Below are 21,668 nucleotides of genomic sequence, written 5' to 3'. Positions count from 1 at the left end.
CCACGCCGCTGGCGTTGAGGCCTGAGGTGGAGCCGGAGATGTCCACATTCCTGCCGGTCACTTCATTGCTGCCGTCAGCGGCCAGCAGGGCCTCGCCGTCGCTGGCGGTGACGGTAATCGCGCCTTGTTCGGCGGTGAGCGTATTGTTGGAACTCTGGTTGAGGGCTCCGACGCCGAACTGCTGGCCCGTAACCGTGATGTTGCCCTGTCCTTCCACAGACACATCGTTGCTGCCGGCGTTCAAGGCCTCCATACCCCTCAGACCCTTTATCTCAACATCGCCGTTGATGGCGGTGACTTCGTTGATGCCGGCCTTGGTGGCGAACAGCCCGGCTCCGAAGCTTTCGAACTGGCCGTTCTCACTGTCTGCAACACCGGATGCAATGTTGATATCCTTGCCGATGATATAGTTGGCTCCGCCGCTTACGGCGGCAAGACCTTCACCGAACTGCCCGGTGACGTTCACCGTGCCTTCATCAGCCAAAATGCTGTTGGCGGAAAGTGAGCCATTAGCGGACATGCCGTCTAACCAGCCGGTGACGGTGACGACGTTGCTGCCCGTGCCGGACACTTCGTTGCGGCCCCCGCCTGTTGCGTTCATGCCGGTCGTGCCGCCTTCGATGGTGATGGCGGTGTCGCCTTCGCCAATAATCTTGTTGCCCACATGCACGTCACTGCTGGTATTGCCGGTGTTATTGCCTGCGAAAACGGCGGAGGAATCGCCCTTGATGGTGATGCTGCCGCCTGTACCCGTGACGGTATTGCTGCCTACGCCGCTGGCGTTGAGGCCTGAGGCGGAGCCGGAGATGTCCACATTCCTGCCGGTCACTTCATTGCTGCCGTCAGCGGCCAGCAGGGCGCTGCCGTTGCTGGCGGTGACGGTAACCGTGCCTTGTTCGGCTGTGAGCGTATTGTTGGAACTCTGGTTGAGGGCTCCGGCACCGAAGAGCTCGCCCTCCACGGTGATGTTGCCCTGACCTTCCACGGACACGTCATTGCTGCCGCCGCTAACGGCCTCCAGCCCCTTGTGTCCCTTGACGGTCACGTCGCCGTTGATGGCGGTGACTTCATTGCTGCTGCCGCCGGAAGCGAAGATGCCCGCCGCGCCGGCCGTGCCGCCGCCGGGAACGGCCTGGCCTGAGGCGCCTGTGATGTTCACGTCCTTGCCGAAGACATAGTTGGCGCCGTTGCTGGTGGCAGCCAACCCCTCAAGGGTTTGGCCTGTAATATCTACAGTGCCCTGCTGGTTGGAGATGTGGTTGGAAGATCCTGCGCCGTATGCATACACACCTTCATCTTCACCGGTGATGACAAGCGTCTTGCCGCCAGTGTTAATTATGCTGTTCTGACCGCCGCTTTCAGCGTAGACACCGGTTCCGTTGCCTTCAACAAGAATCTGGTTGCCGGAAATGGTGTTGACGCCCTGGCTGGCCGATACGCCATGCCCGGAGTCGTTGCTGACGTGGATCTGCCCCTTGCCCATATCTATGGAATTGGACGCAGCGCTACCTTCAGCGCTTATACCCTCATGCACGCGCAGGGTGCCGTCGTAGGATGTGACGGCAGTCGCACCGCCAGTGTTGATCACGCCCTTGTTCATGAGAACGGTATTAAAGTCGTGCCCCATGTCAGACGGGTTGCCGCTGGCGTGGACGTAACTGCCGCCAATGAGGCTGTCGTTCAGCACAATATCGTTATTCTTGGAGGACGAAGTGATATGGTAGCTGCCGTTCTGGCCGGAGCCTTGATGGTATTCACCGATATAATCCGTGCCGAGGCCGGAAACCGCGCCATATTGTTCGTCATAGTCAGCCGAATTGAAATAAGTACCCTGCGTACCCACTACTTCGACCTTGTATTCCGAAGTTTGGCCGTTCATAGTTACGGTTACAGTTACAAAGCCGCGCAAGAAGGAATCATCGCCTGTCTGCTGCAGCATTTGCAGGCCTTCGGGGCTGAGCTTGAAAATCAATTGGCCGTTTTCCATCACCGGATCGGCAAGCCAGCTGCTGTCCCAATCAGCCGGGAAAGACCAGGAGACAGCATAGGAGCCCGCAGGCGCACCCGCAAGGTTTAGCACGGAACCATCGGCATTCTTGAAAAAGATGGGCGTGGTCACAACATGGTCGGCACTGTTGGGGCCAGTATTGTACATGACCGCGCGAACATCGGCCACAAAGCTTTGTTCAATGGGCGGCACAGTGGGACCTTCCTCGGAACCGGGGCCGGAGTAGTTGCCTGCGCCAAGATTCATGAGGGGCGCAGCCAATTGGCCTTCCATACTGACGGCGGAACCGGGAATGCTCATGTCCAGGCCATCCAGATGGTCTATGCCCGAGGCCAGATCGGCATTGCCCATTTCGCTGTAGCGGGCGCTGCGGGTGGCCTCGGGACCAGCGGCCGGAGCAAGGTCAGGTCCCATAGTCGCAAAAAATCCGCGCCAGAGACGATCTGGCCGCCAACTTCAAACTCCGGCAGGTTTTCGCCGGTGAAGTCCACGTAAAAATCTTCTATAAGTAAGCTCGAACCATCGTCAAAAACGAAAACGAGGTCTTCGCCATGGCGTTCAACAGTAACATCTTCAAGCACGAAATCCATGCTGAGTCTGCTGCCGGGAATGGCCTTGACCGAGGTGTGCTGTCCAGCCTTGGGGTGAGCAAGCATGATGGTGTTCATAACATTCTCCTACATACCGTAAAGCTATGTTTAGCAAGCGGTACGATCTGAAATATTCGGGGCGGGCGACGGTTCACGGTAATGAGGAATCTTTCCTGATGATTGCGCGGAGCATGACATGTTGTCGTGGCAACATGGCGTGCTGTGCGCGAACCTTCGGATATATAGCGTTCACTGCCGTATAAGCCGCCTCGCAGCTGCGTAGTGTCTCTGAGAGACGGAACTGGCCTGACTTGGCCTGTTCCGCGTCCAAACCGCATAGTCCTTCGAGCGGTCGGGCTCGGCTTTAGGAAAAAATTCCGAGCAATAAGCTGTTGGGCAAGGCCTTGGGCAACCTTGCGTAAGCAGAGCAGAAAGTTCTCACATGCTTACACTTGCTAAATAGCCATGTTGGATCAACTGTCAATAATAATGATACTGATTACTAGTTAAAAACAGGGTAAATTTTTCTACTATGCTTGGATAGCGTCGTCAAACTATAAATAATTTTGTAACGTCTCTTCATGCCACAATGGGAGAACCTATGTACGCACATGTCCGACACGACCTTTCTGATAGAGTGCGGCTGGCGGCAATCAGGCAATGAGCCGTACAAAAAGGACTCAAGGCCAAGATACACTTGGCCGTGGATGCGCCTTTTTCAAAGTTAATCTGCTCTAGACAGAGTCGTCACGAGATGAATTTGCTTGGTATATCAAGGAGAACGAGCCTTTTATGCAGGGAGTGTACTCTTATGGTACTCGACCGGAATAAAAGGCGAAGTTCGACGCAGAGATACCGGGAAAGGCGCTCGTGACGACACTGTCTAGCGTCTCCCGATGCCCCAAAGCCCATACAGACGCCTGCCGCCATTGGAAAGGTGCAAACCTGGAGCGTTTCAACGCCGCGCACTCCGTTCGCGAGGCGTACAAGACGCCAGCGGTGCACATTCAACAACGCGGGCAGCCTGTGACAGCACCTGCAGCCCTTTTTCGCACATCCGCCAGAGCCGCTTCAAAACAAAACGCGCTCCAGTTTTTGCGCTAAAAAACACGAGACCCGCTCTTGGCAGGAATGGCGCTTTCAACGCGAACCTGACAAAAGCGGGGCCTCGTCCGTTCAATACCGAAATCTTGACGCAAAGGCCGCTGCTATGCTCCTGCCAGAAACTCCCGCCACAAAGGCGTACGTTTGTCCTTGTCCGACAGAAGGGGCTGCGCCACGGGCCAGGCCACAGCAAGGTCAGGATCATTCCAGCGGATGCCCCCTTCGTCTTCGGGGCAATAGTAGTCCGTGCATTTATAATGAAAATGCGCCACCTGACTGGTGACCGCAAAGCCATGCGCCATGCCCGGCGGAACCCAGAGCTGCCACTGATTGTCCTGCGTCAGCTCCACGCCATACCACTGGCCGAAGGTGGGTGAGCCGGGCCGGATATCCACGGCCACATCAAAAACCCTGCCCAGAGAAACGCTCACAAGCTTGCCCTGGGGACGGGTTTTCTGAAAATGCAGACCGCGCAGTATGCCGTAGGTGGACATGGAATGGTTATCCTGCACAAAAGGGCCGTCAATGCCCGCTGCCGCGTACCGCTCCTGCTGCCAGGTCTCTACAAAATAGCCGCGGCTGTCGCCCCATATTCTGGGTTTTATGAGCATGACCCCGGCCAGAGGCGTTGCCGCTACTTCCATTGCCCTATCCCCGTATCCACAAGGTCAAGCAGATACTGGCCGTAACCGGTCTTGCCCATGGGCCGGGCCAGAGCGCGCACCTCATCGGAAGAAATATAGCCGTTGCGCCAGGCAATTTCTTCAAGGCAGGCCACCTTGAGTCCCTGACGCTTTTCCACCGCCTGCACAAAGGCCCCGGCATCCATGAGGGAATCGTGGGTACCCGTATCCAGCCAGGCGATGCCCCGGCCCATAAGCTCCACATGCAGGTCGCCGCGTTTCAGGTAGGCATTGTTCACATCGGTTATTTCAAGCTCTCCGCGTGCCGAAGGCCGCACAGACCGGGCAATGTCCACCACATCGGCGTCATAAAAATACAGGCCCGTGACCGCGAAATTGGATTTGGGATTCCGGGGCTTTTCCTCAATGCTCACCACGCGGCGCTCACTGTCAAATTCCACCACGCCATAACGTTGCGGGTCGCGCACATGATAGCCGAAAACCGTGGCTCCCCGGTCGCGCGCCATGGCTTCGCGGGTAAGATCGGGCATGCCGTGGCCAAAAAAAACGTTGTCCCCGAGCACAAGGCAGGTGTTATGCCCGGCAATATGCTCTTCAGCCAGCAAAAAAGCTTGCGCCAGGCCCTCGGGACGGGGCTGCTCCACATAGCAGATGGAGCAGCCCCACTGGGAGCCGTCATGCAGCAAGGTCTGATACAGGGAAAGATGCTCGGGCGTCGAAATAAGGCAGATATCGCGAATGCCGGCCATCAGCAGGGTCGCCAGCGGATAATAGATCATGGGTTTGTCGTAAATGGGCATGAGCTGCTTGCTCACGCTCAGGGTCAGGGGATAAAGACGTGAACCGGACCCTCCGGCAAGAACAATGCCCTTCCATTGGCTCATACGTTTTACTCCCCCCCATCGGCAGCGGCACGCCGCCCGTAATTGATGTCCATCCAGTCAAGATAGGCGCCGCTGCGCACAAGGTCTACCCAGGCGCCGTTTTCCAGATACCAGCGCACGGTATCGCGCAAGCCCGTGTCAAACCGGCGCGAGGGGCGCCAGCCCAGTTCATTTTCAATGCGCGAGCAGTCAATGGCATAACGAAAATCATGACCGGGCCTGTCCGACACAAAGGTGATCAGATCGGCATACGGCCCCTGGGCGGAAGGATGCATGTCATCAAGGATGGCGCATACGGCATGTACCACCTCAAGGTTGGTCCGCTCCGCATGGCCGCCGATATTGTAGGTGCGCCCGGCCTGCCCGGCCTCAAGCACGCGGGCAATGGCCGTGCAATGGTCTTCCACATGCAGCCAGTCACGGATATTGGCCCCTTGCCCATACACGGGCAGCGGTTTGCGCTCAAGGGCGGTGAGAATCATGAGAGGGATAAGTTTTTCCGGGAACTGACGCGGCCCGTAATTGTTGGAGCAATTGGTCAGCAGGACGGGCAGCCCGTAGGTTTCGTGAAAAGCGCGCACCATGTGGTCGCTGGCCGCTTTGGATGCCGAATACGGGCTGTTGGGGCTGTAGGGCGTACTTTCTGAAAAAGCCGGATCACCAGGCTGTAACGCGCCGTAAACCTCATCTGTAGACACATGCAGAAAGCGAAAATCCGCAACCCGCTCAAGAGGAAGCCCGCGCCACCAGTCCTTGACCACACGCAGCAGGCTTGCCGTGCCGAGTACATTGGTGCGGACAAAGGCGTCCGGAGCCACGATGGAGCGGTCCACATGGCTTTCAGCGGCAAAATTGACCACGGCATCAGGCTGGTGCGTATCAAGCAAAAAGGCCACCAGCTCCTCATTGCCGATATCGCCGCGCACAAAGACATGTTCCGGGTCCCCCGTCAGCGCGGCCAGATTGGCGGGATTGCCCGCATAGGTCAGTTTGTCGAGATTAATGACGCGGATGCCCGCACGGCGGGCCTGAAGCACATAGGCCGAGCCGATGAAACCCGCTCCCCCTGTAACAAGTTGACAGGTCATGGCTACATCCTTTTCATCTGATTTTTCATTAGAGCATTTAACACTTGAAATGCTTGCTTACGGCAGGCAAAAGCCTGCCTGCTCGCATTTCGTGGCAAGAATTTTCAGGAAAATCCTTGCAGAGCAGTTGACTCGTTTCATTCGTAAACTGCTCTAGAGCATTTTCGCATTGAGAATATCTATTCTCAATGCTCCCAAGACGCCCGCTCCGATGTTTAACCGCGCAGATAAACTGCTCTAAAATTGTACCTGTTTCCAGAAAACATGGCAGCAATGAGCGCATCAGCGTATTCAGCACGTTAGCAAAAGATTCAGCATTGTGACAACCGCGGAAAAACCGGCGGCCGGTCAGGCCGCGGCTGAAAACAACGCACAAAAGAAGGGGTTACCTGTACTCAGGCAACCCCTTGAAAAAATGGTGGAGAAGAAGGGATTTGAACCCTCGACCCCCGCCTTGCGAAGGCGCGTATGGTATTTCTATGACTTTTTACTAATTTTTTCTAGTCAATATAATTATTGAATTTTTATAAACTTCTGTTGCATTGACTACCATCAATTTTTACGTCATTTCATAATGTGTGTTGGGAAAGGTGTTGGGAAGGGAAGTCTCCCAACACGCAGCCGAGGATAGCCATGAAAAAATCGAAACGCGAAAAATCTCAAAAATATGCTGGGGTCTACTTTAGGCTTGATGCCGACCATAAGGAACGTACGTACTACATTGTGTACCGGCAGGGTGGACGCGAGGCAAAGCTTATAGAGGAACCAGTTGGTAAAGCGTCTCGCGGCATGACGGAAGCAAAGGCAGCACAGATACGGGCGGACAGAATGCGTGGCAAGGATCAGCCCAATACGGAAAAAAGAAAGGCCTACGCCGAAGCCAGCCAGGCGCAGCAAAGCCGCTGGACGTTAGATAAAATTTGGGAGGCATATCAAGAAGCACATCCTGAACACAAAGGCCGTCAACGTGACATCAGTCGATACAACACACACATTGGCTCACGCTTTGGGGGAAAAATCCCAGAAGAAATCATAACAGCTGACATTGATACTTTCAAAACGGAAAGCCTCAAGGCTGGTAAATCCGAAGGTACGATCCAACGAGCAATTTCCCAACTGCGAGCCATCATCAACTTTGGGGTCAAACGTGCCCTTTGCCCTCCGCTTCAACCGGGGCGACTCGTAATTGAATCAATTCGTGTTGATGGGCAACGAACAGAAGCTCTTACGGAGGAACAATTAGGCAAACTACTTGAAGCTCTTGATGCGGAACCCGATCAAGATGCAGCGGCATTAATCCGACTGGCGATGGTGACTGGCATGCGTAAAGGAGCACTTCTCGCACTGCGATGGGACGACTGTGACTTTGAAAGAAAAATTATCACGTTGCGTGGCGAGTCTGCCAAGAAAGGAACGACTGAGTACATTCCAATGAGTGATGCTGCCCACTCAATCTTGCTTAATATCAGCCGTACAAATAGTGTGTTTGTTTTTCCTGGAAAAAATGGAGAACAAAGGACAGATTTTCGCCGAATTGCGCGGAGGGTTAAAAAAAACGCAGGGTTGCCAGAAGATTTTCGCCCTCTTCATGGGTTGCGTCATGCTTATGCGTCATTTCTTGCATCCAGCGGGAAGGTTGACTTATATACCCTACAGAAATTGTTGACGCACTCCAGCCCACAAATGACCCAGAGGTACGCCCATCTAGCGGATGAGGCTATGAAACGTGCTGCTAATGTAGCAGATTCTATCTTGAATAGTTCTTCTACAAAAATTACTGGAAAGAATAAAGATGCCTAAAAACTTCAAAAAAGTGTTAGAAGCTATTCCAGAAGAGGACGTTGCGAACTATAGGATGAACAACAAAAAATTTAAAATCTCAGAAGAGATTGAGGTTCGCAATCTTCTCGCCGGCGATTATTGGAAATATGTATACACCGCAAAGTGTATACATAAAAATTATAGTGATTGGATTTCTCATAGCAAAGACAGTCTAGATATCCTATCTAATTATATCGAGGAGGATAGCTACACACTTAGATGCATAATTAATGCAGTAGCTTGCAAGATTCATGACGGAAAGTCATCCTTTCCATTAGAGAATTTAAGTGTTGATGAGTTTCAAGCAGCTATAAAGTTATATGTCTTTTCTATCAGATTTGGTTATTATTTATGGGATATTGATAATATATGCACTTCCGTCGATATTATTAATTTTTTTATTAAAAACAATTCGATGCCTCTGCCACCTCTTCCTTTCTGCAACAACCAAGAACAAAGAGCCCGCGTGACTACTTACAGGCTTTTCAGCGGCAGTATCTTTACAGGAGGAGAATCTTACGTAGAGGAAATGAAAAACAAAGATTTTCATCCACAGGTTAGTTATAAATATCACGATGATAATTTTGAAAATAAGATAAAATTTTTTCAACTTGATTACGAGATGACATGCTTTGCCGTAGAACAAACCGTTGATGGAGAGCCTAGGCCGACGAGCAAGGTGGCTGAATTCATCCGTATGCGTAAATGTCTAGTTCAAGATGAATTTCACTCTAACTCTAATGCGGCACGCTGTATCGGCCTCCTTATGTATGACACTATGGCTTCCCCAGAAGAAAACATTGAAACTACTGTTAAAAACTTTAGATTTACAGAGACCTACTCTAAACTTGATAATATTAGGATTTTTAAAAAATCTAACAATCCATTTATTTCTGATAAAGACAATTTAACATTAAAAAGATGGCTAAAAACAACGAAAGAGTGCATAGAAAAAATGTCTGTTTTAACGGTAAAGTAGAACATCACGTCAGCGGCGGGAGCAATATTTCATCCCACTCCCACCGCTGTTTTATAGTATTCAGTCTTTCACTTCATCCCAAATAGTTTTTACAGCTTTGAGCACCGCAATGACAATGACCAGCCATGTTGTAGCATCAAGGCCGCAATCGGCTTTACTCATTTTTCCCTCCTTTCAGTAACGCCTGTTGCAGCAACCCAAACATGGCCGGAGCCAGGTCAGGCAGGTCATTGATGATCCGGTTGGTCTGCGGCAAGAGTAGGGCGATGTGGTCGCTCTGGATGCCGACTCCATAGACCTCAAAGCCCAGACTTTGAACCACATGCAGCGTTTTTACGGCGGCTTGGGGCCGATCAGGTACGCCGTCGGTGATAATCAAAATGATTTTACGCTGTTCCTTGAGAGGCAACATGGTTTGCAGAACCCACCACAGGGCTTCGGCCAATGGCGTACCACCGGAAGCACTGATGTTGAAACAGTCCGGTACCTTTTGCCCATGCCGCATGACGGGGAAGACAGAGCTGGTGCCTGCCAACGCCGGAAAGGCTGTAACCGCAGGATTCACACCCTGGATGTTTTCCAGAGCCTTGGCCACCGCAAAGCAGGCCTGTTTGGCAAGATAGATGGGAGCGCCTGACATGCTACCGCTCACGTCCAGCAGGATATGAACAGCCGTGTTAAGCCCCTGATGCACGGATTCTTTTTGGAAGACACTGGGGTTTCCGACCTGCAAACGGTACAGTGAACCAGGGTGCAAAACTCCACGCCGTCCGATGCAGCACCGCCTTTGTGTCCGGGCTTGCAAAAGCCCCTGAAGGCGCGTGCGCAAAGCAATGCTGGCCTGAAGTGCTTGCAACTTTTGCTCCTCTGGTAATGCTCCAGTCTGCCGAAAACCTTCTACTGCCACAGTAAAGGATTCGGCTGATGATTCCGCCAACTGGCTGGTGAGTGTTGCCGACAGAAGCTCACCAAGGTTTTGCGGCAGGTCTTGAGCTTCGGCATGCAGCAAAGCCGTCAGTTGCTTCTTGGCCCTTCCAGCGAGTACGAAGGGCTGCGCTTGAGATGCACAAGCAGGCAGATCAATCCCATCCCCTTGTGAAGCGGAATCGCTGTGATCAGCGTTGTCCCTTATGGATGTATCCGTACCGGATGCATGGCCTTTGCGTGGGATTTCGTGCCCATCGCCCTTTTTTCCGTCATTTTGCGCCGGGCTTTCGTCGTTTTTCGCCTGTTGTTGTGGTTCCCACTGCTGGATGCTCTGGGACAATTGCCGGGCGTAAGCAATGGCGGCAGCCGTGTCAGGGCAATGGATACGCACTTTGACCAAAATGGCATCCAGCGTTTCCTTGAGGCCAGGGAATTGCTTCCGCAGAATTGCGGCAGCATGCAATCGGATCCTGTTGACCGCATCCACGTCCCAAGAGCGCACGGTCAACAGCACATAGTCCAAAACAGCAAGGGCCGGAGGATCACCTCCGGCCCTTGGCTGTGCCTGTTCTACAAAGAATCGTCGTATCAACCAGTTCAGGTTTTGCCGACATCCAGGAAAAATGGCAGACAGCTTTTTTTCGACTCTCCAGTCTTCAAGGCAATTGAAAAGGTTGAAGGTTACAGGATCAAGATTGGCAGCGTTCAACACACCGAAATCCGTGTGTCGTATATGAGCCGCCTCGTGGTCGCAAAAACCCTTGGCAAGCGCCAACGTTTCCGGCTCGCAATCCATAGGCAATGAAGGCAAATGAATGATTTTGCCATTGGTGCAGGCCTCCCTGCCTCCGATACGTACCTGCACCCCGTATTGGTCACCCAGCACGGACGCCAGCAGAGGCAGACAGTTGAGAATGTCTTTGGAGCGTATCATGGCGTCACCACAGCCCCAGGCTTGGGATGGAAGGATGCGGTAATGTGCTGTCTCCCACGGCGATGTCTGGCAATACAGGCATGTCATCCTCATCAAGGGAACTATCCAACTGCGCTGTGAAGCCATCAATCTCAGGTATGCTGCCTGGGCCAGCCAGGAGAGCATCCAGCACAAAGTTCGGCTCGTAGCCTTCAATAATCTTCTGCGCGTGCCCAACAAGAGCCGAACTGTCTTTGAGCAGACAAACCAGCCCCTGCAGCAAGAGCAAATCTGGTCCGGTAATGTTGCCCTTCTTGGGCATGCGCAACAGTGCTGCCTGCACGATGTCAGCCACCGGGGCCACATGCGGCTCGACAAAGGACAAGCCCGTCAGCTTGGCATACAGGGTCCGTAATGGAGAAAGAGCCTTATGGGTCACTTCTGTCCTGCCATGATACACCCTGCGCCAGATATCTTCGGCAGACTTGGCCACTTCTCCAAAGAGCGTGCCACCCAGGCCTTGTACTTCCTCAGCCAGGCCTGCTTCCAGTACAGCGGTATTATCATTATGTTGCTCAAGCGGGGCCACCTTATACAACTGCCAGCGAAAATCCATGCGATTTCGCACATAGTCCGGCCCTACTGTGGAATTACGGATAATTTCACCCCACTGGTGATGTTTCTCAATCCAGGCCTGGACGTTCTGGTCATAGCCAGCCAGAAAGGCCTCCTTTTCTTTCTGAAAATCGCTACGGATACGAAGCAGCTCCTGTACGATTTCCCCGGCCTTTTCTTCGGGGATGGCCCAGCCGGACATGAAGCGCACACCGTGCCTGTCAAGGTAGTTGAAGGCACGGGCCTTGAGCGTGCCGAATATTTTGAGGTTTTCCGGGTCGGCAATGCGCTTGGATCCGAGAGAGGCCAGGTCATCGGGCGGCAGCTCCGCACCCCCCAGGTCTTCCTGGCTCATTTTACGGCGGGCCGACCACAGACTGACGTTGAGGTTGAGGGCTAACAGGTTGTCCAGAATGCGGATGTCTGAAAGAACGTGTGTCATGATGTTCTCCTATAATGAACTTTTGGCAGGAATAAGGGCGTAGCCCTCTTTGAGTTTTTTGGCAGTACGGTATTCTAGTTCCAGCACTACATTGCTGTTTTCACACTGTTCAGCAGGGATGAATTTTTGTTGTCCAGGTGTACCTTGCTTGCCCCATTGAAGCATGAGTCCTTCAGTACGGGCCTCACCAGCCCAGAATTTACCGGACTGTTTTTGGCCGGGCACGTTATAATCCACCTGCAAATAGAGACGTGGCTGCGAAGCCGTGGGAGCATAGCGCAAGCGGCCCTTCATAAAGCGCAGGGCTGTGTCTCCTTGCAGGAGGTCCTCTCCTGGTTCAGAGTCCATTGCCTTGATGTCCGCGTCGGTATGCTGTGGGAACATACGTTGGGCCAGTTCGTGCAGCATGGCACGAGTTTCGCGGCTGGCTCGATAGCCCAGCGCCCGATCAAGGGCATAGGTAACGGGCTGAATACCTTGATGGGCCAAAGGTTGGAACCGTACGGTCAGATCTCCCCAGCGCAGCAAACTGCGGGTGGAGAAGGTGATCTCAATGGTGTTTGCCAGATTGCTGGTGGAAGCATCGCCCATGAACAGTTTGCGGACTTCATTGGCATACTCCACCATAGTACCGCACAACTTGTCAGGCAGAGACGGAAACCGTTGTCTGAGCAATGCTATTTCTATTTTTGCATCTGGATAGCCCATTTCACAAAGGATAAAACGATCGGAAAATGCCAAATTTTGTCGTTGAGTACCTTGATACAGACCGCTCTCATCTCCGCCACCATTGGTGTTGGCAGTCGCGACAAAACGGAACATGGGGTGTGGATTGATCAATTCTCCGCCGTTCTCCGCGATGCACAAGGGGGAGCCGTCAAGAATGCCATGCAGGCCTGCGGCCACTTCGGGTGGAGTGATATCGATCTCGTTTACGAGAAAGATTCCTCCGTACCGCATGGCAAGAGCAAGAGGGCCGTATTCAAAGGCCATGTTGCCGTCCTTGACCGTCAGGTGCCCCACCAGATCGGCAAACTCCAGTCTTCCGTGTCCGGTCACTTCAAAAACGGGATAGTTGAGACGGGCCGCCAGTTGCTTGATGCAGCTCGTTTTTCCACATCCACTGGGGCCAAAGACATAGAGCGGTTCCCGCAAACTGAGAAACCAGACCACCATATCGCGGCTGGATTCGTGAAAGACATAGCCAGGATCAATAGCTGGAGTGTAGGCCGATGGAGTCGCGTAACCCCTGACCAAGGTGCCCGAGGGCTTGCCGCTGAAAACCTGTCCAGCATCAAGGTCGGTGGGTTGAAGGCTACCAAGTTCATTGGAAACATTCATACTCTACTCCTTTAAACGCCAAGAGCCTCCCTTGAAAGGGAGGCTCTTGCGTGTGTATATAGTGAAAAACTAAGAGATATGTGCGAACCTTTTGAGCGTCAGCTTTCGAGCAACCGCCAATAGGGTTCAAAACTCTTGGCGGTCAGATCCGCCACTTGAGCCGTAAAGGGGCTGTAATCTCCTTGAGTGGCCGCAATATCGAGATTTTTGTAATATTCAGGTCGGGACTCCACCGGAATGATGACTGTGGGAAATCCCGCTTTCATCAATTCCAGATTCATAATCAGTCTGGCTGTCCTACCATTACCATCTTTGAAGGGATGGATGTTTACAAAATCTGCATGGACGCGGGCCGCCAGCTCCACGGGATGCAAAGATTCCCGCGCTGTCTCATACCAACGAAAGAAAGCTTCCATTTTTTCAGGCAACTGGGTGGCTGAAGGTGGAACGTGGTTCGCACCAGTAATGATAACGTTCACCTCGCGGTATTTTCCCGCGTTGGCAGTGTCAACGTTACGCATGATGATATTGTGTATCTCTTTGAGAACACGTTCACTCAGAGGCTCATTTTTTTGTACAAGCGCTTCAAGGTACTCAATAGCGTGGCTATGATCGATGATTTCCAGATGCTCTCGCATGCTTTTACCACCAATCGTAATTCCATCCTCCAATACAGCCTTGGTTTCGTAAATGGTGAGGGTGTTTCCTTCTATCGCATTTGAATGATAGGTAAAGCGTATGCGTATGTCCTCATGCAGGTGCGAAACGATGTGAGGCGGTAAAGGGCGATTTGCGTCCAGCTTGGCTTTGAGTGCGTCCAAAGCGGCAAAGGGAGATATGTTCATGAAGACCTCGTGCGTTATGACTAAAGCAGTATGCTGTAACATATGAAAATACACAAGGAATGCCATTTACTCGCCTGTTTGCAACGATGGTAGGTATGCCAGTTAGACACAGGGCAACGTCAGAATAATACCTCGCGATAGCCTTGCGAAGTTCAGTTTATGGGTGAGACGCTCAGCTTCTCAAAAGGCTCGCCAGTGCGCTCGCAGCGGGCCAACAGGGCGTCCACGTCAATGTCACCCAGAGATTCAAAACGAAAGATATCGGACAGTTCTTCCCGTAATGCATTTTTGTCCAATGTGGTTCGGCCTGTAGCCACTGACATACGGAAACGGTAGTTCGCAGCATTCACCCAGTCACGAGTGCCAGCCTGCCGATGCACCAGCTTGAGTACGGCTTCCATCTCCTTAATTTCAGCATCCAAAGTGATTCGCTGTTTTTTGAGAACAGCCAGCTTGTCCAGAGCAGGTTCCCATTGTGGTAGGTGTGTACCCTGTGGAAACTTAGGGCAATCGCTGTTGTATTCGCAGTATGAGCACAGTGGGTAAAATCCTTGGGCGCAGTCCACCTGCGAAAGGGACACGTTCCCGGCACGGTAGGCCGTGAGGTCGCCCCAAAGTTGAGTCGCATGGTCGAGAGCCGTATCCAGCATAGCTTGGTTGAAGCCATAGGGGCCGAACGTCTTTATCTCCTTCATGGAAAGGCAGAGCAGCCAGGCTTCCAGGCTCGCTGCATCAGCACATGTGGGCAGTTTGAGTCCCAAATGGGCATGACAGAGTTGGGGAAAGGTCAGCTTGTCATGCAAAAGCGTACCGTCCGCCGCCCGAAGGCTAAAGACAGGCTTGTCCCAGGCCATGGACAACAGACCGATCTGTCCATGTAATTGCAGTAGATGAGAATCGTGCGGCGTGTTGGGTAGCTTGTCCGTGCTTTTGACCTCAAGGATCCGTATGGCGTTTACGGGCGCACCCCAGAGGAGCACGAAGTCAAGATGAGCCTTGATGGGCACGCCCTGATGCTGCCAGTTTATTTCAAGCTGGGGCAAAACATGCAGGCTCAGCGACGCCAGCGCCTGTCCAACTCCTGATTCAAACCAGTGCCCCCGCTGTAAGGTCAGCAGACGCTCCAGACTGTCAGTAGCGGGAAGCACCTTGCGGGCCAAAGCGGCACGAGGACATTCCCAGTGCTGACCAATGTCACTCATGCCCACATAGGTGGAGCGGTCACCCAAATGGGCGGCGGTGTTTTGCTGGGAAACAGTTTGCAGCCCTTGTCTGATTAACTTTCGCAAACCCTCCGTGCGGTTAGTGTGTTCCATGATTGCATCTCCTGAAAAACAAGAGGGCCACCCAAAGGCAGCCCTCTCATTTGTGTTTTTTATGGTTCTTTTCGTTATGCAGCATGGGCATACTTCCACCACAGCTTGCGTTGTGCATTCCAGCGAAAGCCCGCTCCCATGAGCAGTTCTTTCTTGGCCTGTGTGTTGCCGGTGGCAATGATGCAGGGGCGTCCGTCCTGAGCCGTCACCTGCTGGTAGGCGATACCTTCCAGCTGAGGGAGATTATCGAGTGCTGCTGACGGGCTATTTGAGGGGACTGAAATGTTGTTTATGGGGGACGGGTCGGGTAGAGATGCTTTTCGAGTCTCCGGGCTGTTTACGGGCAGTTTGGGACGTGTGGACGATCTCTTGCCATTTTTAGCCCCTTCGCCGTCGTCATCCTCCGTGACCATACCCAGCATGGCGGTCAGAGCGTATCTCCTGCAATAGGTCATGGCCGATCCCATACCTTGTGGATCAGCCTTGGGCAGGGGAACAACAGCAAGGGAACTTTGCCACTGGCCAGACTCTGCATGCGTCAACTTGGTAACCAACCCCAGAGAGTTTGGCTGCTCCACGGGCACAGGATACTGACACAGCCAGATACCATTCGAGATGAGCGCATCCCGGCAGGCGTCCATGACGCTGTTCAGGCTGGCGTACCAGCTTTTTGTAAATGGGTTTTCAGCATCCTTGGCAATGGGCTGCACTGTTCGTTGTACATTAAGCAGTGCCTTGGCCAATTCAGTGATGTTTTCTGATTGATATGGGGTCATTTTTACCTCCTTACAATAATAAATCCCGGACGGACAACCGCACCGGGATCAACTTATTAATTTTCAAGCACTCGCGTGCTATATTTCAGTAGTAATATATATCTGAATTTTTTTAAAAATGCAGTCTAGCTTGAATATTGCATGAACGGCCTTTTGCGTCTGCATTTCCCCAAGGGCGTGAACCTTGAAGAGGTTATACAGGATGAGATTATCGCGGCCATGTGCCACCATAGCTGGAGAGACCAAGAAAATGTCTGGGGTTCAAGACTCCCTATGCAGCTTTTCTGGATTCGGCTAACGTCCAAACAAAAGGTGTTGCGCTTTCAAATTGAAACCGCGAGACACTAGTTCCAGCACATCGCGCTTTTCTTCCGGAGCGACGCCGAGATACCATTCCGGCTTATGGACATAGATGAAGCGCACGTCAAAATCGGAGTCTTCGGAAGCAAAACCCCAGCCCCGACTGCCCGATTCAATGGCGTACAGGACTTTGACGCCATGTTTTCGCTCAGTGGCGTCCAGTTTGGCCTGGATGGCGTCCACTGTATGGTTGGGACGGAAAAGCCTTCTGCAAAGCGTGTGGCATAGGTCGAGGCTGCCGCAGGCGCTTTGTCGCCGCCATAGCAGGTCAGCACACAAGACTCCGCAAAGGCGGTATCGTATGCGCCGGTGAAAGGCGCGTTTTCTCGCAGCGCATCCACTGCCGCAAGGCGTTCCAGAATGCGCGGCTCCACGTCCCGCCAAGGGTATTTGCCCTCTTTGACGGCAACCAGTTCTGCCCGCCTTCCTTCCACGATTTGATGCGGCAGATATTGGTATGTACTACCTCTTCCATAAGCCGCAGCACGGTTTGCCGGGAACAGCCAAGGGATTCCGCTAACTGCTTCAGCGAATAGGCTCGGCGTCCGAACAGCAACAGGCCGAACAGGGCAAGCGCCTTGCGCGAGGCAGTGGCGGACTGGTCGAGTTTGATGGGCACAGGTTGTTCCTCAGCGGAGTTTGTGCCAAGTAAGAGCAGCGTGCTATGCGGCTTGTAGAGCTTCTTCACCGTAGGCCAAGTAGCCCTCGTCAACCATTTTAATGCTCACATGTTTGCGGTTTTTCAACACTTCACAAACTGTGGCATCAATAAACTCATACGCAAACTGGCGCTCTAGGCCGCTCTGGTACATATCTTGAAGTATTGTTTGCAATTTTTCATTGCAAATTGTTTTCTCAACAACAGCATCAAATTCATGTTTTGACAAAGCCATACACATTGTGCATTCGAGAAATTCTTCTTTAAAAATTTGAAACATTGCAACTGCATCGTCATCAATAAAGTTATCGAGAGTTTTTTTGCTGACAAAGCCAGAAACAACAGCGCCGACCATAGCCCCCAGCACAGGGATTGGTATTAGAGCTTGCCCAACAGCCGCGCCAGCCAGTGAGCTTGCACCCACTGCGGAGTTTTTTAGCAATTGCATTTTTGAAATTCTTCCGCGCATGGTTCTTACCAGATCAGGACCAAATACGACAACCCCGATAATGGTGCCAGAAATAATGGCCCGGCCAGTGACCGCTCTCAGGCCCAAACCTTCTCCGACTGAAGTTTTAGCCAGGGCTGATTGGCTAATTTGCTTTGCAAGGCTGTTGCTGAGTCTAGCCACTGGGTTGGCTATTCCTTCAAAACCGGCAGCAATGCCATCTTTGGTAGATTTTTTGACAAATAAATTTGCAAATTGATCGCGTGAAAGCTGCATCGTCAACGTATAAATGAGAACGCTTTTTCCCATGGTTTTGAGCGTGGCACCAAGGCTGATCTGGGCCGCTTCCTTGATGTTTTTCCCATTCCAAATGCATGCGGCAAATACCATGAGGCCGGATATGCTGCCAACGCATGATGAAGAAATAATACCACTTGTTATATCGACGCTAAGGCTTTCCAATGTTCCAGCCTTACATACATTGCATGTTTGGCTATAGGTAAACCAACCTTTTTTTACGAAATTTTGAGCAGGCGTCCCAGGTTCTGCATTGGGAACCTGTCCGCTGTCAATGCGCTTCTGCATAATCGTCAAAGCTTCGCTATATTGATCGCGAGGAACTTCGATGGGCATCATACTTCCATCTGAATTCAAGTAGATTGCTTGCTTATGTTGAAAAGCGGCGCCTATACTTTCTTTAGCCGTTTTGTAATACTTTGTCTGAATAGCCTCACCATTGACAATCCTGTCTGCGCCATGCTTGAACTGCCGACCATGCTCATCAAGCTGTTGCCCGGCATTGATAACATCTTTTTGCATAAGTCTGTCAAATGTATTATTGACGTATTCGCCAGCATATCCGTGCCCGCGTTCGCCATTCATAAATCCTTTTGTTTCTGAATAGGTTTCATTAAAGTTTACATTCGCTCCTGCAATCCCGGATAGGTCGGCAACACGCTTTGCATCTGAAATATTTTGCTCTCTTGCAAGGTACTTGTCTGCATCATCTTTTTCATCGCAGGATTCAGAGTCATTATTTATAATATTTTTATCATAAAGAGTTTTTGAAAGTCCAGTATCAACAATACTTGATAACATCATGCAAAGGGAATCTTGAGTTAGTGTAGTGTTAGCATTAAGAATTTTTATATCTTCTTCAACTTCACACTCATCTTTTATTATTGATATTTTAATACTGTCCTTATTTTTTTCCGTCTTCACTACGCCAGCAAATGGAATATATATATTCTCTGATTTGTATATCCCATCATGGTCTTTGCTATCCAACTGATAGCTAATATGTATCCCATTGCGCGTAATAAGTGTGCCGTATTCTCGCAGCTCCTTATTGTCTTTACTTGGAATTGCAGAGTAGTAAAAAACTTCAGTGTCATTAATAGATAAATTGAAAAAATTCAAAAAAGCATTTACTCGTCCATAAGGAATTTTATTTTCTCCACCGGATATAAACTTGTAATTATTTTTTTCATTTGAATCAACAATCATGCTTTGCGTAATGTAATCAATGGCAGCATCTACTTCCCATAGTTGTTTTGGGGTTGAGTTTTTTTCTTTCCATTCTTTAACTTTCTTCTTGTTCTCGTTATGCGCGTAGAATCCTAATGCCACGAGCCCTATCCAGACAGGAATGGCGATTTTCCAATATGAAAATGTCAACCAGATGGCGATACCAATGGCCGCTGCACCCAGTGCGTATGGAAGACACGCCACAGCCAGCCCAATAAAAATGATTGCACCCAAGGCTAAGCCGATCATATGGAGCATAATACGCTACCCTTTGATGTTGATATATAAAGAAAATACAACCTACGCGATTCCATCATGACATGCAATATTGGCTTGGAAATTTCATGTAGCACGGGCCGGAATTGTCCGGCCCGTGCTCATTTTTCTAAAACTCGTACCTAACTGTGCCGAATACGCTGTGCCCGGTGCGGTGATCCGAAGCTTGAATGTTGTAATTGAGGCCCAGGGACAGATTGTCCTTGCCCACTTCAAAGCCCACGCCGCCGACAAAGGTGACGTAGTCCACCACCTACATTTTCATTTCCGCTTCCGCGCCGAAAGCCGGCACACGGGCGCGGGATGTAGCCTTTACATCGCCAGCGGCGGGAATGACGCCCAACTCCACTTGTGGCCTGAAGTTCCAGCCCGAATCGCTCTGGATGGCCTTGCTGAAGATCACGCCCACTGGGAAGGTCCAGGTGGACTGGAAGTCCTAATCCACCTTGAAGACCGTACCGCCGCTCTTCACGCTGTATTCGTCTGTGGTCAGGCCGAGATAGCGCACTCCGACGTGCGGAATGATGTCCAGCATCGGAGTTTCCCACTTGTATTCGGCCTTGGGCCCCGCTTTCCACGCGTTACTGGTAACGTCAGCCTTGAGGTTGCCCATTTGCATGGAAGCGGGCAAGTCCTGCTCCAACTTGTTATAGTTGCCAGTGAAGCCCACATCAGCGGAGAGGCCGAAATTGTTATAATTCCAGCCGCCGTACAGGCTCAGGCCTTCTGCCGCGCAAGCTCATGGAATACTTCACCAAGCCTTGTGCGTAACCCATCAAAAAGTCACTTCTTTCGATATTTTGGAATCCATATCGCATGGTACTTGCACACCCAAGTTGAGTGAGCTAAAGTTTCATTTTCCAGCAAAAGCCTCCTGCATTGAACTTTGAGCGGTTCGTTACTGGAGGTTTTTATATTTCTGGCAAAGTCAAACTTTGGGAGTCCCCAGGCAAAGCCTGGGGTTTACCGGTTGATTATTAATACCCTAATAATTCAGGATGGTACCGTTCTTCATAGTGTTTCCATCACTGTCAGCAAGCCCTGGTAGCTGTCCACTTCATGGTACTTCACGGCAGAGGTACTTATTTCATTAAACAGCTTCTTGGCGCAGGATATTTTCGCTTGCTCTATCGGGCGCAGTTCGAGGCTGTCCATTGTGCCTTTGGTTCCGGCAATAAAGAAGATGTGCTTCACAGTCCCCTTTTTGAACGAAATTGCCCAGTCCGGGGAGTATTTGCCGACGGGCGTTGGGATGTAGAACCCTCGGGGTCCTCTCGGCAATTTGGCGTAGACGATCACTTCATCGGCAACGTCCAAGTCCTCAGCAAAGCGCCGTTCGACGCTGTTGGCCGTTGAGCCATCGGTGAAAATATAATCTTGTATGGCGTGTTTCGCCTTGAACGCCTTGGCGTACTCATCTGAGGCTCGGCTCATACTGAATATTTCCTGAGAATAGGGCTCCTCGGCACTTGGGGCATAGGTGATATGATCCACGACGACGGAGGCTTTCTGTCTGTTGATAATAACAACAACCTTGGCGATAAATTCTTCGGGGTTATCGCAGAACAGCCAGAGCAGCTCCTTTTTTATGCCCTCAAGAATAGCTGTGACCGTACGGCGTGTAAGACTTGTGCCTCCGGCTATCTTGCCGATAATGTCATAGGCTGCGAGGCCGCCGTGCGCCCGTCCGAGTTTTTTGGTTTCAGTACGTTCAATATTGAAGTCCGTGCCTTCCTGTGAGCCTTTGGTAAGGGTGTAGGATAGACGGGCGACCTTCAACTCCCCATCGATGGCGAATATGGACTTCCTAATGAGTTCGTCGCCGTTGAATTCCACAGTATAAGCATATCGCTTGTTTATCCGCTCCCACAAATCCTTGAATGCTGCCCAATTCTCGTTCAGCGGGTTGTCTTTGATCTTTGTTTCGCGTCCATTGCCTGCCATTTCATTAAGGATTGACGGGGCAAAGATAGCCTGAACCAGGGTAATCCCCCCAGAAAAAAGTAGCATTTCAAAGTAGAATTTCCGAGAATAAGCAATCTGGAGATTTTACAATGAAAAAGTCACGCTTCACGGACAGTCAAATCTTGGCGATTTTAAAACAGG

20 protein-coding genes and 1 pseudogene are annotated in these 21,668 nt (G+C 51.4%); 3 read left to right on the top strand and 18 right to left on the bottom strand.

The window, feature by feature from the left end:
- From V6C07_RS00260 to rfbB, 5 genes are all read right to left on the bottom strand, one after another.
- Nucleotides 1–2,422, bottom strand: a 2,422-nt coding sequence (locus tag V6C07_RS00260; protein WP_333534329.1) for a beta strand repeat-containing protein, incomplete at its 3' end; no start/stop codon positions are given.
- A complete protein-coding gene (locus tag V6C07_RS00255; protein WP_333534328.1) occupies nt 2,329–2,676 on the bottom strand; it encodes a hypothetical protein in 348 nt (115 codons plus the stop codon). The genes V6C07_RS00260 and V6C07_RS00255, both read right to left, overlap by 94 nt.
- A 1,130-nt stretch (nt 2,677–3,806) precedes the next feature.
- Nucleotides 3,807–4,346: a dTDP-4-dehydrorhamnose 3,5-epimerase gene (rfbC, locus tag V6C07_RS00250; protein WP_333534327.1), complete on the bottom strand. Its 540-nt coding sequence runs from the start codon at nt 4,344–4,346 to the stop codon at nt 3,807–3,809.
- Nucleotides 4,337–5,230, bottom strand: coding sequence for a glucose-1-phosphate thymidylyltransferase RfbA (gene rfbA / locus V6C07_RS00245; RefSeq protein WP_333534326.1), 894 nt, complete (start codon nt 5,228–5,230; stop codon nt 4,337–4,339). The genes rfbC and rfbA overlap by 10 nt, the downstream gene beginning before the upstream one ends.
- A gap of 5 nt (nt 5,231–5,235) precedes the next feature.
- Nucleotides 5,236–6,318, bottom strand: coding sequence for a dTDP-glucose 4,6-dehydratase (gene rfbB, locus V6C07_RS00240; protein WP_333534325.1), 1,083 nt, complete (start codon nt 6,316–6,318; stop codon nt 5,236–5,238).
- Here rfbB and V6C07_RS00235 point away from each other — a divergent pair.
- The 3 genes from V6C07_RS00235 (at nt 6,317) to V6C07_RS00225 (ending at nt 9,118) form a co-directional block, all read left to right on the top strand.
- Nucleotides 6,317–6,475: a hypothetical protein gene (locus V6C07_RS00235; RefSeq protein ID WP_333534324.1), complete on the top strand. Its 159-nt coding sequence runs from the start codon at nt 6,317–6,319 to the stop codon at nt 6,473–6,475. The genes rfbB and V6C07_RS00235 overlap by 2 nt on opposite strands.
- Before the next feature lie 476 nt (nt 6,476–6,951).
- Nucleotides 6,952–8,118, top strand: a complete 1,167-nt coding sequence (locus tag V6C07_RS00230; RefSeq protein WP_333534323.1) for a tyrosine-type recombinase/integrase — start codon at nt 6,952–6,954, stop codon at nt 8,116–8,118.
- The gene (locus V6C07_RS00225; RefSeq protein WP_333534322.1) at nt 8,111–9,118 is read left to right on the top strand and encodes a hypothetical protein; all 1,008 of its coding nucleotides are present in this window, start codon (nt 8,111–8,113) and stop codon (nt 9,116–9,118) included. The genes V6C07_RS00230 and V6C07_RS00225 overlap by 8 nt, the downstream gene beginning before the upstream one ends.
- 154 nt (nt 9,119–9,272) lie before the next feature.
- Here V6C07_RS00225 and V6C07_RS00220 read toward each other — a convergent pair whose 3' ends face one another.
- The 13 genes and pseudogenes from V6C07_RS00220 to V6C07_RS00160 all read right to left on the bottom strand — a co-directional run bounded on the left by V6C07_RS00220 (nt 9,273) and on the right by V6C07_RS00160 (nt 21,572).
- The gene (locus V6C07_RS00220; protein ID WP_333534320.1) at nt 9,273–10,979 is read right to left on the bottom strand and encodes a cobaltochelatase CobT-related protein; all 1,707 of its coding nucleotides are present in this window, start codon (nt 10,977–10,979) and stop codon (nt 9,273–9,275) included.
- Between the two features lie 4 nt (nt 10,980–10,983).
- A complete protein-coding gene (locus V6C07_RS00215; protein WP_333534319.1) occupies nt 10,984–12,015 on the bottom strand; it encodes a DUF3150 domain-containing protein in 1,032 nt (343 codons plus the stop codon).
- 369 nt (nt 12,016–12,384) lie between these two features.
- Nucleotides 12,385–13,356 (bottom strand): annotated as a pseudogene (locus tag V6C07_RS00210) (AAA family ATPase); the annotation flags it as partial.
- 98 nt (nt 13,357–13,454) lie between these two features.
- Nucleotides 13,455–14,201, bottom strand: a complete 747-nt coding sequence (locus V6C07_RS00205) for a Fic family protein (RefSeq protein ID WP_333534317.1) — start codon at nt 14,199–14,201, stop codon at nt 13,455–13,457.
- A gap of 152 nt (nt 14,202–14,353) precedes the next feature.
- The gene (locus tag V6C07_RS00200) at nt 14,354–15,517 is read right to left on the bottom strand and encodes a hypothetical protein (RefSeq protein WP_333534316.1); all 1,164 of its coding nucleotides are present in this window, start codon (nt 15,515–15,517) and stop codon (nt 14,354–14,356) included.
- 74 nt (nt 15,518–15,591) lie between these two features.
- Complete coding sequence (locus V6C07_RS00195; RefSeq protein WP_333534315.1) at nt 15,592–16,293, bottom strand: ERF family protein; 702 nt, start codon at nt 16,291–16,293, stop codon at nt 15,592–15,594.
- A 294-nt stretch (nt 16,294–16,587) separates the two neighbouring features.
- Nucleotides 16,588–16,932, bottom strand: coding sequence for a DNA polymerase beta superfamily protein (locus V6C07_RS00190; protein WP_333534313.1), 345 nt, complete (start codon nt 16,930–16,932; stop codon nt 16,588–16,590).
- A complete protein-coding gene (locus V6C07_RS00185; RefSeq protein ID WP_333534312.1) occupies nt 16,922–17,272 on the bottom strand; it encodes a hypothetical protein in 351 nt (116 codons plus the stop codon). The genes V6C07_RS00190 and V6C07_RS00185 overlap by 11 nt, the downstream gene beginning before the upstream one ends.
- Before the next feature lie 43 nt (nt 17,273–17,315).
- On the bottom strand, nt 17,316–19,544 hold the full coding sequence (locus V6C07_RS00180; RefSeq protein WP_333534311.1) for a hypothetical protein: 2,229 nt from the start codon (nt 19,542–19,544) through the stop codon (nt 17,316–17,318).
- A 127-nt stretch (nt 19,545–19,671) separates the two neighbouring features.
- Nucleotides 19,672–19,815, bottom strand: coding sequence for a hypothetical protein (locus V6C07_RS00175; RefSeq protein ID WP_333534310.1), 144 nt, complete (start codon nt 19,813–19,815; stop codon nt 19,672–19,674).
- The gene (locus tag V6C07_RS00170; protein WP_333534309.1) at nt 19,816–19,971 is read right to left on the bottom strand and encodes a hypothetical protein; all 156 of its coding nucleotides are present in this window, start codon (nt 19,969–19,971) and stop codon (nt 19,816–19,818) included. It lies immediately after the preceding gene.
- Nucleotides 19,972–19,998: 27 nt separating this feature from the next.
- Nucleotides 19,999–20,232, bottom strand: coding sequence for an autotransporter domain-containing protein (locus V6C07_RS00165; protein ID WP_442886168.1), 234 nt, complete (start codon nt 20,230–20,232; stop codon nt 19,999–20,001).
- Nucleotides 20,233–20,573: 341 nt separating this feature from the next.
- Nucleotides 20,574–21,572 carry a restriction endonuclease gene (locus tag V6C07_RS00160; RefSeq protein ID WP_333534308.1) on the bottom strand — a complete coding sequence of 333 codons (999 nt, stop codon included), beginning with the start codon at nt 21,570–21,572 and terminating at the stop codon, nt 20,574–20,576.
- Nucleotides 21,573–21,668: the final 96 nt, after the last annotated feature.

The organism is Desulfovibrio sp. 1214_IL3152, from assembly GCF_036763055.1.
Classification (GTDB): domain Bacteria; phylum Desulfobacterota; class Desulfovibrionia; order Desulfovibrionales; family Desulfovibrionaceae; genus Desulfovibrio.
This window is presented reverse-complemented; position numbering and strand designations above follow the sequence as displayed.